Source organism: Clostridium sp. CM74B_53 (assembly GCF_036318045.1).
In the GTDB taxonomy this organism is placed as follows: Bacteria; Bacillota; Clostridia; order Lachnospirales; family Lachnospiraceae; genus Pilosibacter.
In genome coordinates this window covers 259,969-274,731 of the sequence record NZ_JAWQDE010000002.1, presented here as the reverse complement: position 1 = coordinate 274,731, position 14,763 = coordinate 259,969, and the positions used below count along the sequence as shown (strand labels likewise).

Genomic DNA, 14,763 nt, shown 5'->3' with positions numbered 1-14,763 from the left:
AAAGCTTTGCAAAGGGAAGAGAAAGGCAGATACTTTGCAAAGGAGTGAAAATAAGATGGGGATCTATCAAAAGATGGGCAGACGCTGGATCAGTCTTCTGCTCGTATTTCTGATGGTTTTTTCGCTTGTGCCTGTGGATGAGCTGATGCAGGTTTTTGCAGCGGAAAAACCTGCCATAACAGTGGGCTGGAAACCTCAAAAGAAAGAGGTGCCTTCCGGCGAGAATGGCGAGATAACGCTAAAGGTGGAAATTGATCCGGCGCAGGTGGAAGATGTAGGATTGCAGATCCGCCTGACAGAGGAGGAGGCAGCGGCATTCGTCGAGTTCACGAAGAATGAGGACGGAGTTCTGACCTATGAACATGGAGATCATGTGTGGACACTGGAAAAAGAACCGGAAGGGGACTGGAATTTCTGGCTTCTCTCCCTGAATGGAACAGTTGAAAGCCACACATTGGAGGAAAAATTTACAGTCTGCATGCCGAAATCAGCAGATGATCAGACGATCGATGTGGATTCAGAGACAGATGTGATCCTTTCCTACAATGGAAAGAGCGACAGCCGGTATACAGATTCAGATCCGGTGAAGAGCACAGCGTCCAATTCCTCTGCATCGGGAAATACGAAAAACATCATGACGGATGAGAATGGGATCAAGATCAGTATCGAGACGGTACCGATCCGTTTTCTTGCGGTAGAATTGACGGAAACTGCAGTGCCGGAAGTCAGTGCTGCGCAGGAGAAACTCGCTTGTGTGGACGGAGTCGAAAATCCGGATGCAGTCTTTGAAATGAAGCTGCCGGATGCCGGCCTTACGTATCATGCGTCCGTGACATTGAATGGAGATCTTTCCTTCCCAAAGGCTGCGGCGACATCCAGCAATGCACTTTACAGAGATGACAGTGGGAAAAAACTGGCAGAGATCGTGGGACTTTCTTCGGAAATGAAGGTGACAGAGTTTTCTGCAGATGGAGATACACTGAAGTTCCGGATCGTTCCGGTCTCAGACACAGCGGATAAGTCTGTGGAGAGCGATGAAACCGGAGATGACGATTCAATCGCGGTTGTGAAAAAGACGGTCGATTTTCAGCTGAAGATCGATCCGGACAGTCTGGTCTGGGCAAAAAAGCAGGAGAAGCAGGGAATTCTGGAACTGCTTACGGGGAATGAAAAAGAACGTCTCCGGGCAACGGAAGATGCAGAAGTGTTAAAGGGAAGCATCACGCTCCGCGCCGGTGCGGAAGGCGGAGCAGACGCAGAGGCTGTGATCCGGATTTCGAGAGCTGCCGGAGGGGGTGTGACCGTTCTCCAGAGACGGGATGGGCTCGGTCCGCAGACGGTATTCTGGATCGACAACGGAAATAACGATGAAGGAATCCGGCCTTCGGAAATCATGCCGGAACTCTCCTATAAATTGGTTGCGCAGGATGCGGACTGGGGAGACGGCGACGGAACAAAACTGGAGCCGGGGGCATCTCTTGCGGGTGTCGGACTGACAGAAATGCCGCAGCCTGCAATCACAAAAAATGAAGGGAACAGCACCTGGCAGATTTCATACAGCAATCTTCCGAGCACGGTTGTGAAAAACGGAAGCGAATACCGGGTACTCTGGAAATGGTCGCAGCCTGCCGTTGACGGATATGAACGGAAGGAAATCAATGACGACAATATTGGTGAGTATGAGGGGACCGTTGATCAGTGCGGATGGTACTATCTGATCCGCAGGACCGTCATATTGAAGACGGATATCCGCCAGGGATATACCGATTATTACGATATCACAAAGGATGAAGCGGCAAGATACTTTAAACTGTGCATTTATCAAGTGACTTCCGGAGGTTCAGGTGAGTGAAAATCCGGTAGAAGTCGTAAGGATTGACGACCTTTTGGAGAACGGAACTCTGAAACTGATCGGAGACAGGAATGCAAAAGGTGACGGAGAATATGTGATCGATATGGGCTGGCGGTATAACCTGGATGGGAATCCATTTGTGTATACGATCGAGTGGGCCGGAGATACCGACGAGAACGGAAATCCGTTAAACCGTTTCCGTGTGGATGGCATGGAAGAGGGAGACTATATCCAGATCTCCTACGACAACTCTGCAACTGTGGGATATCAGGAGCGGACCGACAGGCTTTACAGCGGAGGAACCCTGGTCCTGACACTTACCGGAACGAGAGGATACGAGGCGACAAAGATCTGGTCGGAAAATCGTACGGATGTCCCGGAGAACGAGAGACCGGAGGGAGAGTTTGAACTCTGGCGTTATCCGCAAAGACATGAAGACTACACGAAAGCAGCTCCGGTGTATGGGGAAGACGGAAAGACAATGAGCCTGCCTCTGGACCGACATCCGGAAAATAATACCCAGGAGATTCGGTTCGGCTATGGGGAAAATGGTGAAAAGACACTTCCGAAGTATGATACGGACGGATATGCTTATGCGTATGTTACAAAAGAATATTTCACAAATGATGACAGCAGAGGCTATGAACAGCTGTTCGGAGCGTACAATGACCAGACTGGTTATTATGACGACGTATTTATCAAGGGAGACGGAACGAGGGTAAGCACGGAAAATAAAGACGGAAAACGTGCAGATGTCAATAACATTTATCTCTACGATGGAGGAACGCTCTATAACCGTAAAATCGATACTGTCACAGTGCCAGTATCCAAAACATGGGAAGCGGCCGCATTCCAGGAAAACCTCCAGGACGTAAAGGTAACGTTTGGACTGCAGTCCAGGATCAAAGAGCAGAAAGACCCGGCTGGAAATACGGTGACGCCTGCCGGAGCGTGGACGGAAGTTCCGGGAGAGGAGCTGTCACTGGACGGTTTCAATGCGGTCAATGTCACCAGAAGCGGAAGCAGAACCATGCCGAAATATGATATTTACGGAAATGAGCTGGAGTACCGCTTTGTGGAGCGGGAGATCACCCAGAATGGAATCAGACGGGAGATCGAATATCCGGAAGGCTCTGAAAACGGAACGTTTACCCTCACTCAGAATGGCCGCCAGGTGGCATATGAGTCGATCTGTGAGACTGCAAGTGCTTCCGATGCGGAAAACAGAACGGTGATCGTAAACCGGATCAAGGATACGGTCGACTACGATGTTGTCAAGAACTGGGAGGGAAATCCACCCGCGGGCGCAACCTTGAAATTCCGCCTGTATCGTTTCTACAGCGGAACATCGGTTGCAGATATGATAGCGGGAAATGCTTACCTGACATTTGAAGTGACCGAAAACGGCGGGAGGATCACGGATTTTCCGACCGATGAGGGCAGTGAAAATATCGGGATCTGTGTGCCGGAACAGGCGGACACGTCTGCATGGAGTCATGTGCGGATCTACGGTCTTCCGGAATTTGACCGTTCCGGACATCAGTATGAATATATGCTGATTGAGGAAGAGCCGGATGGATATCACGCAGCGGACATCCGGACGGAAAAGGTCAACGGAAACCTGGATTATAGAAGTACGCTGACAAATGCGGTGGGAACAGGAAATAATAACCGCATCCTCGTTATGAAAGAATGGCTGGATGACGGAGATATCCAGCACCGGAGAAATGTTGCGGTGCAGGCATACCGGAACGGAACCGGGGAATCGGTGGGATCACCTGTCATCCTCGGACCGGGATCTATCTGGTATACCTATGTGGATCTGGGAGCAGTCCATGCAGATGAGGTCTACATTCTGGAAACAGAGATTTACGGAACGGGTGGGGAAGAGACGCAGTTTACAGTGACAAACCCACGGATCTCAAGTGTTTCCGATTACGACGGAGCTTACGGGAGTGTGGACCTGAAGCACCACCGCTATGAAGTCTCCTATAAAAAGACAAAGATTGGAAAAGATCCAGTATTTGTTGTGAAGAACCGCCGTATCGCTCAAATTGATATTGATGTGGAAAAACGCTGGAATGATGGAAGCGGTGCGCTCCGAGATGCAATGAAAAAAGCACTGGATACATACAATGCCCAGCATACAGATGCTCCGCTGGAACTGTCCATGTATCTTGACTTTGATGATCCGGCCGGAACCGCTTCCGATGGGCAGATCACGAGAAATGCGGGAAATGCGGGAGATACGATCCTGGTGGATGGACACAACGTCGAAACGATCTACGACTCAGATCGCCGGGAATCGGCAAAATCTGTCCAGACGATGTCGCTGGAGAGCCATCAGAATGACGGTTCTGTGATAAGAAGTGACCACTATGCATTTTATGGGGTTCCAAAGTACAATGCAAAAGGGCAGGTTATCCGGTATCAGGTAAAGGAAGCGTGGGTAACAAAGGTGACGGAAGAGGGAACTCCGGTATACCAGAAGGTTTCAGATGTAAAGTCGATCCTTGAGGCAATCCCGGCTCAGAATCCTGTTACCGGTGCGACAGAATCCAATTTGTGGGATCTCTGGAGTACATATCTCCGGACCACTTCGGAAACATATACGGTTGCGCTGGATGCACCGGAAAATCAGGAGGTTACGCGCAATGACCATCAGGTTGTCACCGTTAGCAACAGCCTTTCCGGAGTCAAGACGGTTCATTGGAAAAAACAATGGAATGATGCATATTCCAGAGAACAGAATACCCGCCCGGATATTTATCTGACGATCTTAAAACGTGAAGCGGATGCAGACGGAAATCTGAAAAAGGAACTGAGCCCGTCTGATGTCGTGGTAAAGGATTACCGGTGGGTCAAGACCGATCAGGATTCAGATGAACAGCATTGGACTGCAACAATCAGGAATCTTCCAAAGTACAATGCACAAGGATACGAGATCTATTATTATGCGTTCGAGCGGACGGAGGTAGATTCCAATGCGCTCGATTATGCGATCGCGCAGTATGCGGTTGCCAGCGCCAGCAACCCGGACAAGACCGATATCATCGGAACATCAGGAGGAGTCGGAAAACCGGGAGATGAAAGCTATGCGCCGTATAGTCCGGATGATATTCGGGTAGTATTAAATCCGATCGATCAGAGCGGCAGAACCGGACTTCCGGAGTATGCCGGAAAATATGCGGTTGTCGAGGAAGGAACGATCATTAACTCACTCTTAAAAGATGCGAGAATTCTCGGATCCAAGAGCTATAAGAGCCTGCCAAACAATTATCCGGCAAAAGACTATCCGGAGATCACGTTTGTGCTCGACCAATATCTTGGAACTCCGGGGCCGGATAGAGCCCCTGATCGGGCGAATATTTCAGAATTGACCGTCAAAGACTGGACAACTATCACAAAAAACGCAGACGGTTCCTATCCGATCGAGATCAGCAGAATCGGAAAATATGTGTATCAGCTTGCTGCTGACGGAAACACAGGAGAAACTGTTCCGGTTTCTGAAGACCAGACTCCGGGAAACGGGGAGGAACTCCCGCGTTACGATGAAAACGGAGAGAGATATACCTACGTTTTGCGAGAGAAGAGTGTGAAAGGTGCCGACGGAAAGGAGTTGCTTGTCGGGGCTGCAGACGCAGCAGTCGGAGGAATGGGGCTCTATGTCAGAGATGACGACGGCAACACGACAGCTTCCCACGTGATCACGAATACCTACGAGGGTCCGAAGGGAAAACTGAAGGTCCGGAAACTCATGGAACTTTCCCAAAATGAGGCTGAGGGGACATTCCCGGCCGTGAAGTTTGAGCTGACAAGATCCTATACATCCTATGCGGATGGTACCCCGAAGGTCGTGGAGGACACAGGTTTCACGAAACAGGTGAAAACCATTTCTTCCGAGGAGGTGCAGGATGCCTATAAGAAGACAGGATCCACGGTTTCTCTGGAATGTGTCTTCGACAACCTGGATCTTTATGCGCCGAACGGAACGGACTATCTGTACACGGTGACGGAGCTCAAGGACGGATTCCTGGAAGGCTTTGACACCTGGGCAGTAAAGGGGGATTATACTTCCTTTGACCAGGTTGCGACTGCTTCGAACGCAGGGACCAAGGTGGAGCATGTAACAGCGACCGCCTCCAATGCGTCAGGCGGAAATGGGATGACCACAGAGTCTCTGGCGGCAAAAGTCGGACAGGTGATCTCAGGACTTTTCGGACGCAGCAGTGCAGGAAACACAGAAATTCCGGCAGCAGCAACGTTTGCAAACCGGAAATGGAACACGCCTCAGGAGGATGGAAAGGACAAGGTACAGCTTGTCTTAACAAAAAACTGGGCTGACTTCAACAATCAATTCGGGACAAGACCGGATACGCTGGATCTTACACTGGAGCGAAGAGCGGATGCACAGCCTGGACAGTCGAATGCGATCAACTGGAAAACGGTGACGGACAGTACGCTGACGGAAGATAAGTCTGTGACCAACCAGTGGAAGTACAACTGGAGCGGACTCGACCGTTACGCGCCGAACGGGATGCCGTGGATCTACCGCGTCAGCGAGGAAAAACCAGCGGCTTATCAGGCATCAGGAAACGGCAGTGTCCAGTTTGGCAGCACGGGAAATCCGTTCCAGACAGCAGAGATCACGAACTCCTTACAGACGACTGCAAAATTCACGAAGCAGTGGACGGACAAGGCAGGAAAAACTGTGACGAACGACTATCTCGGATATGACCTGACAGCTTCCTTTAAGCTGCAGGCGGCGACGTCCAGTGATGCTTCGTTTGATGCCGGAAGCGCTTCCTGGATGGATGCGGATGCTCTGTTTACGGATGAAAATGCGAGATCAGCGATCCTCAATGCAAACGGAGAAAATCAGTCTGCATACTGGAGCGAGCGGATCGCAGCACCGTCACTTACAGGAAAGATCAATGCTGCTGTATGGAAAAACGGGAAAACGGTAAAGCTCCCGGCGGCCATGAAAGAAAATGGCACACTGGTTTATCTGCATTACCGGTATGTGGAGACAGGTGTGAGCTATACAGTTCCCGGTAAGACACCGGACACAGCTACGCAGACAGTGACCAGACAGGCAAACGGCAGTTATCAGATTACCGGAACCGGTCTTTTACAGTCTGTCACAGATACGGTGACATCCGGACCGAGTACGATCACAAACCAGACAAACCTGAAGGACTTCTCAGTTTCCAAGGTATGGAGAGACAATGACAATGCCTACGGAACGAGATCGGTACAGACACAGATGATCCTGTTCTTCCGGGCAGGAGAAAACGGAGCCTGGAAGCTCTTTACGATCAGTGGAAATCCGGTCATTGTGACACTTTCGGAGAGTAATGGCTGGAGCACATCGATCTCCGGTCTCCCGGGTGAGTACGAGTACCGGATGCGGGAACTTCCACTGACCGGGTGGGATGGATCGACCTGGATTGATGACGGAGGAACCTTCACAGGCGGAATGGATTACCAGGTCAGCTACAATGATCAGGCGGATTCAACGACGGTGACAAACACGCTGAAAACGAATCCGGATCCGGATGACGGGGCCAAGAAGATCACTCTCTATGTAGAGAAAACGTGGGGAGGAACAGAAAATGCTCCGATCACCCTGAAACTCCAGTACCAGGTTGCAGAAGACAACGAAGATCATCAGCTCCACGAGGACAAGTGGGCAGATGTCGGGACAAAGACGTATGCGATGGATGGAACAGCGGATGCGTCCGGCAACGGAGCATACTGGGAGTTTGATTCCTGGAAGTTTAAGATCACGAATCTTCCGGCATTCCGGGTCGGAAAGGCAATCTCTTACCGCGTCATCGAGGTCGTGCCGGATGGATTTATCCAGGTGGCACATACGGAAACGATGATCACGGATACAGAATTCGATCCGAACGGAACCGGACAGGATACATCCCTGTTTACCTTTGTAAATGCGAAGAAAACTTCCTTCAAAGTGACGAAAAAATGGGTTGGATCGAGTCCGAGTGCCGCTGAGGTCACCGTGAGTCTCCACAGGAAATACCGGAAAGCCGGAGAGAACGAAACGGAGGAACCGGTGGATGGAACAACGGTCCAGCTGAACGAGGCAAATCACTTTGAGGCGGAGTGGAAGGATCTTCCGGAAACTTCCGCTGATGGTGATGTTTACAGCTACTATGCGAAAGAAGTAAATGATCCGGCTGCGACAGGATACCGCGCAGAGTACGGCGCAGTGGAAGCTGCGGCGGACGGAACATGGAAGCAGACGATCTACAACATTCCGCTGACATCTGTTTCAGGCACAAAGGTCTGGAAGGATGAGAAGAATGCGGATGGTCTGCGTCCGGGTACAGTCGGTCTGATCCTGGAGCGCAGTACCGATTCGAACGCATGGAAAAAAGTGGACATCGATGCGGACGGTTCGACTGTGTCCCTGACATGGGACCAGACGACGGATCCGGATCAATGGACCTACCGTTTTGACGGACTCGACCTTTATTCCATAGCAGGAGAGAAGTATCAGTACCGTGTGACTGAGGAGCCGGTGACAGGCTACCATGCAGTCTATACGGGAAGCAATGCGCTTTATGCGGGAGACCGTGATACGATCATCAATACGAAGATCGGAGAGCACACCTTTGTGTTTGATAAGGTCTGGACTGACGCCGGAACGTCACAGAGACCGGAACAGATCATGGTCAGATTGTGCCGGAAGACGGCAGAAACGTCACAGGAAACGGTTGACGGAGTGACGCCGGTGGTTGTCAAGAACGGTGATCTCTGGACATATACCTACGAGGATCTTCCATCCTATGATGCGGATGGACGGGCATACACCTACTGGGTAACCGAGGATCCGGTGAATGGATATGACACGGTTTACTCTTCCGGTGATCGTGCCGAAAACGGCGGCAGGATCACCAATGTGGCCCGCGGCGGTCTTGCCGTGAAAAAAACGGTATCCGGAAACCGCGGAGAGCGGAACAGGAAATTCCTATTCACGATCACACTGTCAGGTGTATCACAGACGGGAATCGATGCCGCGGCATTCACGGATGGAAATTTCAAGAACGGAGTTTCAGAGATTTCCTTAAAGGACGGGGAAGAGTACCGGTTTGAGGAGATCCCGGCAGGATTTTCCTACACAGTGACCGAGGCAGATGACGCTTTGCGGGACGGATATACGGTTACAGTAACCGGAACATCCGGAACGATCCCGGCGGGAGATACGGTGGAAGCTGCGTTTGAGAACCGGAAAAATGAAGATCCGACGGTTCCGACACAGCCGACGACACCGACAGATCCGTCCGGTCCGACAACACCTGTCACTCCGACGAGACCGTGGCATCATGATTCCGATGACCCGGAGGAGACGGATCCGACGAAACGTCCTCCGAAGATGCCGACCGGGCAGTCAACGGAGACTGTGACAGAGACAGATCCGGCAGGTACGACCTCACCGGATGAGACTGCGGAAAGCCGGACGGAAACAACCTCTTTGGAGACCGAAACCAATATCGAAGAAACTGCCACGGCGGAAACCGTGACAGAATCCGGCACAGAGCCGGATCATGATGACAGGGATAACCCGAAAACCGGGGATTCCACCCATACCTGGATATGGGCGGTTCTCATGATCCTCTCCGCATTCGGTGCGATCATGCTGCACAGGGTGAAGAAAGATGACGAGAACGAAGAACATATGAAGTAGCAGAAAATGAAAAAGCTCCTTCGGACTGCAGAGAGATTCTGGCGGTCCGGGGGAGCTTTTTTGTAGGAAGTTCCTTTGGAATGTGTCGAGGCATATTCTTTTTATTTGGAATATTTTCGCTCGTATGGTATACTGGACACAGCAGTCTGCACTCTTACTGGGAGTGAGAGAAAGGGATGAATCGACATATGGAATCGACACGGAAACGTACGACGTGATCAAAGGCTGGCGAGCGAATGCGTCCTACTTTTACATCGCGAAAGAGTTTATGCGTGACAATATCGATGTTGATATTTTGGAAGAACTGTTATCCCCCGGCGGTCTCGGAATCCAGTACTGTATCAAGACAGAGCGGGCATATGCCGGACTGCATGAATTAAAAGATGAGCTGGAAACCGTCGAGTACACAGAATTCAATGACCGATATAACGCAAGAGATATTATGGCACGAAAAAAGATGCGGGATCTGGTAAATTCGGATGCAAATACGGTAACAAACGTATTTAGTACGCTGCTTGAGAGGTGATGGATATGAGGGCATATTCCGATGCATATCTGGAAGATGTAGTGGAAAATCAAGGAAAACTGTTTGATCTTGTTGCACAGTCGTTTCCAGACAAAGATACAGGAGACTTTATTAAGGCGTATATGTCCAGTAAAACACGAAAGAGTATCGACGAGGCGAAGGCATATGTCAATACCATGGATGCCAGAGAACTCTGGGATTATTTTACGGAGACAGAACAGTACCGGATGAAGCCGGGAAAGTCGATCGGTGGATTTATGCCGGACTGGATCGGCGAATTTTATGCATATTATCAGTGGTATTATAATATCCCGAGTGCGGAGTTAGTGAAAAAGATCCCTCTGGACTTCCTGGAAAAGGCGTACTATGGACTGCATGACCTGGAACTGGAGCTTGCAGTCCGGAAAGTGGGGCAGGTCTGATGCGTGTGATAGGATTTCACAATCCGGATGAGGAGTATGGAGCTTTCAGCAACTGGTATCCATCAAAATTTGTTGCGGACGGAATCTGCTTCACATCGATGGAGCAGTTTATGATGTACCGAAAAGCCGTGTGGTTTCAGGATCATGAGATTGCGGAGAAGATCCTTGCAACGGAGGACGCTGCGAGGATCAAGGAACTCGGGCGGATGGTAGCCGGATATGAGGATTTGATCTGGAGTGGAATCCGGCAGATGGTGGTATATGAAGGACTGATCAAAAAATTTTCACAAAATTCGGAACTTTGTGAACAATTATTGAATACCGGGGATGCGATTCTAGCAGAATGTGCTGTCAAAGACCGGATCTGGGGAATTGGACTTGCGATGGACGATCCAAAACGGCTTGATCCGTCCCAGTGGCGAGGTCAAAATCTGCTTGGATACGCGTTAATGATGGTGCGGGATCAGATCAGGCATCATTCCGGGCAGTAAAAGACAGGAAAATGGACGAAAAAGACGGATGCTTGGGAACAGCGTAAGGTTTCTGATTTAGTGCAAATTGAGCGTGGAGGCTCACCACGACCGATTGACGATTTCATTACTGATTCGCCAGATGGACTAAATTGGGTTAAGATTGGCGACGCTCCTGCACAAGGAAATCGCATTATAAAAACCGCTGAAAAAATCAGACCAGAAGGTTTATCAAAAACGAGAGAAGTTCATCCGGGTGATTTGATTTTATCCAATTCGATGAGCTTCGGAAAACCTTATATAATGGGCATTGATGGGTGTATTCACGATGGTTGGCTGCTTATCAGAAACACCTACAATATTTTTGATTTAACATTCCTTTGTCATCTGCTTGGCACTCCTCAAATGCTGAATCAATATAGGTCACTTGCTGCCGGAAGTACTGTAAACAACCTGAACAAAGAGCTTGTTGGAAATACAGTTGTAACTATTCCCAAGATAGATGAACAGCGAGTAATAGGACAATACTTAGAACAACTCGACCGTCTTATCACCCTTCATCAGCGTAAGTCCCACTCCCCATCCCCAAAATCCCTGTTTTCCCGACCAAACACACGCAAAAAGGAGGCAAAAAACGATGATGTTTCAACGAGAATCAGATTTTGAGAATGCCCTGATCCAGATTCTGACTACAAAGGGATGGGAGGATCAGATCTTAAAGTATCCGACCGAGGATGATCTGTTAAAAAACTGGGCAAAAATCCTTTTTGACAATAACCGTGGGATTGACCGACTGGGAGACTGTCCATTGACAGATGGGGAAATGCAGCAGATCATCGAGCAGATCACGGAACTGCGGACACCATTAAAGCTGAACGGATTTATCAACGGGAAAACAGTATCCATAAAACGTGACAATCCGGAGGATAAAGTACATTTTGGTAAAGAGATCAGCCTGAAAATTTATGACCGTCTGGAGATCGCAGCGGGACAGAGCCGGTATCAGATCGTAGAACAGCCGGTATTCCGTGGAAAATCCAGACTGTTGAATGACAGACGGGGAGATCTGCTTCTTCTGATCAACGGGATGCCTGTGATCCATATCGAATTAAAACGCAGCGGTGTTCCGGTGAGCCAGGCATGCAATCAGATTGAAAAATACGCACATGAGGGTGTATTCACGGGATTGTTTTCCCTTGTGCAGGTATTTGTCGCGATGAATCCGGATGAGAGCCTATATTTCGCAAATCCGGGACCGGATGGAAGATTCAATCCGGATTATTATTTTCATTGGGCTGATTTCAACAATGAACCGATCAACGACTGGAAGCTGATCGCATCGTCATTGCTCTCGATCCCGATGGCTCATCAGCTGATTGGTTTTTATACGGTTGCAGATGATGCGGATGGGATTTTGAATGCATACGCTGCTTGTTTCGCTGGATCTGAAGGACCAGGTCAACTGGGATTATTTTATTCTTCTGGTCGCAAAGACAGGGCTGCGTTTTTCGGAGGCACTTGCCCTGACCCCGAAGGATTTTGATTTTTCCCATCAGACACTGTCGATCAGCAAAACATGGAATTATAAGGGTGACGGCGGATTCCAGCCGACAAAGAACAAATCATCTGTCCGGAAGATCCAGATCGACTGGCAGACGGTGATCCAGTTCTCAGAGCTGGTAAAAAATTTACCGGAGGATCAGCCGATCTTCGCAAAAACAAAGGTGTACAATTCAACGGTAAATGATATCCTGAGCAGGCATTGCAAAAAGTGTAAGATCCCGGTCATATCGATCCATGGTCTGCGCCATACACATGCCTCACTATTGTTGTTTACCGGTGTCTCGATCGCAAGTGTGGCGAGAAGACTTGGCCATTCAAGTATGACAACAACGCAGAAGACATACCTGCATATTATTCAGGAACTGGAAAATAAGGATATTGACCTTGTCATGAGATCTCTGTCCAGTCTGAACTAAAACGAAAAAGAAACAGATCCCGGCTGCGCTGGCAGGGAGCGAACCATTTGCAAACAGTGCGGATCTATAGTAAAATGAAAACAGGCATGAAAACGACCCGGCGCAAGAATCCCGCCGGTTCAGATAGGAGCAGCAGGAAATGGATTTATACAGAATTATCCTTGTGGATGACGAGGAAGAAGTGCGAAAGAGCATTATCCGAAAGATCGACTGGCAGTCGGTAGGCTTTACCGTGGTCGGCGATGCGGAGAACGGAGAGGACGCTTTGGAGAAGATCGAGAATCTGGAGCCGGACGTTGTCCTCACGGATATCCGGATGCCATATATGGATGGTCTTACGCTTGCGGAGAAGATCCGCCAGAAATATCCGTCGATGAAGATTGTGATCTTTTCCGGATATGACGATTTCGAGTACGCGAAGCGGGCGATCAAGTTAAATGTGACGGAATATATCTTAAAGCCGGTGAATGTGGAGGAGCTGACGGCGATCTTAAAGAAGATCCAGGCGAGTCTCGACGAGGAGATTGAGCAGAAGCGGGACGTGAGTCTTCTGCGGGAAAATTACAAGCGCAGTCTGCCGATCCTCAGGGAGCAGTTTTTAAAGGATCTTGTGAGCCGACAGATGGATGAGATGACGGTGGCGGAGCGCCTGGAACAGTATGATATCCCGCTGGCAGGTGCGAAAAAATGGATCTCGATCGCAGTCAAGGCGGAGCTTTCGGCTGTCTCCGGCGAGGTGATCCTGCCGCTTCATGAGGAGCGGGACCTGATCCCGATCTCCGTGATGCAGATCCTGGAGGAAAATCTGAAAAATTACTGCCGCTTTTCCCTGTTTTCATTCTCGGGGGCGGCGGATGCGGAGATCGCAGGGATCGTCGCGGTGGATGAGACAAACTCCCAGACCGGACTGATCGATATCCTGAGCGACATCTGCAAGGAGATCCGGAAGATCTTAATGATTCCGGTCACGATCGGGATCGGTCACAGCCGGACGGAGCTTGGACTGATCTGTGAATCTTTCCAGTCAGCACTCGACGCGCTTGGATACCGCGCGATCGTCGGTGTCGGCAGTACGATCTATATCAACGACGTGGAGCCGATGAACACCGGAAAACTTCAGTTCACTTCGGAAGATGAGTCAGCACTGATCCAGGCAGTCAAATTCGGGCCGGAGGAAAAGATCCGGGAAGTGACCGCGCGGATCATCGGACGGATGTCGGACGCGAAGGTTCACGCGAGACAATACCAGACTTACATCCTGAGCGTCGCAAACTGCCTGGTCCAGCTGATCCAGCAGTATGATCTGGAGATGGACGAGCTTTTTGCTGACTCAAAGGTGGGGGCGGATCCGTTTACGATCATCCACCAGGTCATGAACCGGGAGACGTTCTCAAAATGGCTCCTCGGGGCAGCGTTAAAGATCAACGGCGCGATGAATAAGGAGCGCGACAACACGACGAGACAGAGCATGGAACGCGCCAAGCAGTATATTATGGAAAATTATCAGGATCCGGATCTCTCGGTCGAACAGATCTGCCGGATCCTTCATATGAGCCCGGCGTATTTTTCAACGATGTTCAAGAAGGCAACCGGGCAGACGTACATCGGATATCTGACGGACGTCCGCCTCAATAAGGCGGTGGAGCTTCTGAACATGACGGATGACAAGACATATGTGATCGCCGCGAAGGTCGGATATCAGGAGCAGAATTACTTCAGTTACGTTTTTAAAAAGAAATTCGGCGTCTCACCGACAAAATTCAGGGGAAGCAGACCCGGAAATTAAAGGGCGGTGAATAAAAA

Annotated in this window: 6 protein-coding genes and 3 pseudogenes; all 9 read left to right on the top strand. The window is 49.9% G+C overall.

The annotated features are described in order from the left end of the window. The first annotated feature begins 55 nt into the window (after positions 1-55). Positions 56-1,852, top strand: a complete 1,797-nt coding sequence (locus tag V2546_RS02775; protein WP_329751500.1) for a hypothetical protein — start codon at positions 56-58, stop codon at positions 1,850-1,852. Beyond that, positions 1,845-9,563 carry a Cna B-type domain-containing protein gene (locus V2546_RS02770; protein ID WP_329751499.1) on the top strand — a complete coding sequence of 2,573 codons (7,719 nt, stop codon included), beginning with the start codon at positions 1,845-1,847 and terminating at the stop codon, positions 9,561-9,563. Before V2546_RS02775 ends, V2546_RS02770 begins: the two co-directional genes overlap by 8 nt. Positions 9,564-9,687: 124 nt before the next feature. Then, a complete protein-coding gene (locus tag V2546_RS02765; protein ID WP_329751498.1) occupies positions 9,688-10,089 on the top strand; it encodes a DUF3990 domain-containing protein in 402 nt (133 codons plus the stop codon). Between the two features lie 5 nt (positions 10,090-10,094). Next, positions 10,095-10,511: a hypothetical protein gene (locus V2546_RS02760; RefSeq protein WP_182428279.1), complete on the top strand. Its 417-nt coding sequence runs from the start codon at positions 10,095-10,097 to the stop codon at positions 10,509-10,511. Beyond that, complete coding sequence (gene ybiA, locus V2546_RS02755; protein ID WP_329751497.1) at positions 10,511-11,002, top strand: riboflavin biosynthesis intermediates N-glycosidase; 492 nt, start codon at positions 10,511-10,513, stop codon at positions 11,000-11,002. Before V2546_RS02760 ends, ybiA begins: the two co-directional genes overlap by 1 nt. A 42-nt stretch (positions 11,003-11,044) precedes the next feature. Then, positions 11,045-11,647, top strand: a pseudogene (locus tag V2546_RS02750) (restriction endonuclease subunit S); the annotation flags it as partial. Further along, a pseudogene (locus V2546_RS02745) lies at positions 11,619-12,182 on the top strand (type I restriction endonuclease); the annotation flags it as partial. The pseudogenes V2546_RS02750 and V2546_RS02745, both read left to right, overlap by 29 nt. Positions 12,183-12,399: 217 nt before the next feature. Continuing rightward, positions 12,400-12,960: pseudogene (locus V2546_RS02740) on the top strand (site-specific integrase); the annotation flags it as partial. A gap of 139 nt (positions 12,961-13,099) precedes the next feature. Next, positions 13,100-14,746, top strand: coding sequence for a response regulator (locus tag V2546_RS02735; protein WP_118529642.1), 1,647 nt, complete (start codon positions 13,100-13,102; stop codon positions 14,744-14,746). Positions 14,747-14,763: the final 17 nt, after the last annotated feature.

Coding starts and splice junctions, on each gene's coding strand:
- V2546_RS02775 (WP_329751500.1), top strand. CDS start 56: ATGGGGATCTATCAAAAGATGGGCAGACGCTGGATCAGTCTTCTGCTC.
- V2546_RS02765 (WP_329751498.1), top strand. CDS start 9,688: ATGGTATACTGGACACAGCAGTCTGCACTCTTACTGGGAGTGAGAGAA.
- V2546_RS02760 (WP_182428279.1), top strand. CDS start 10,095: ATGAGGGCATATTCCGATGCATATCTGGAAGATGTAGTGGAAAATCAA.
- ybiA (WP_329751497.1), top strand. CDS start 10,511: ATGCGTGTGATAGGATTTCACAATCCGGATGAGGAGTATGGAGCTTTC.
- V2546_RS02735 (WP_118529642.1), top strand. CDS start 13,100: ATGGATTTATACAGAATTATCCTTGTGGATGACGAGGAAGAAGTGCGA.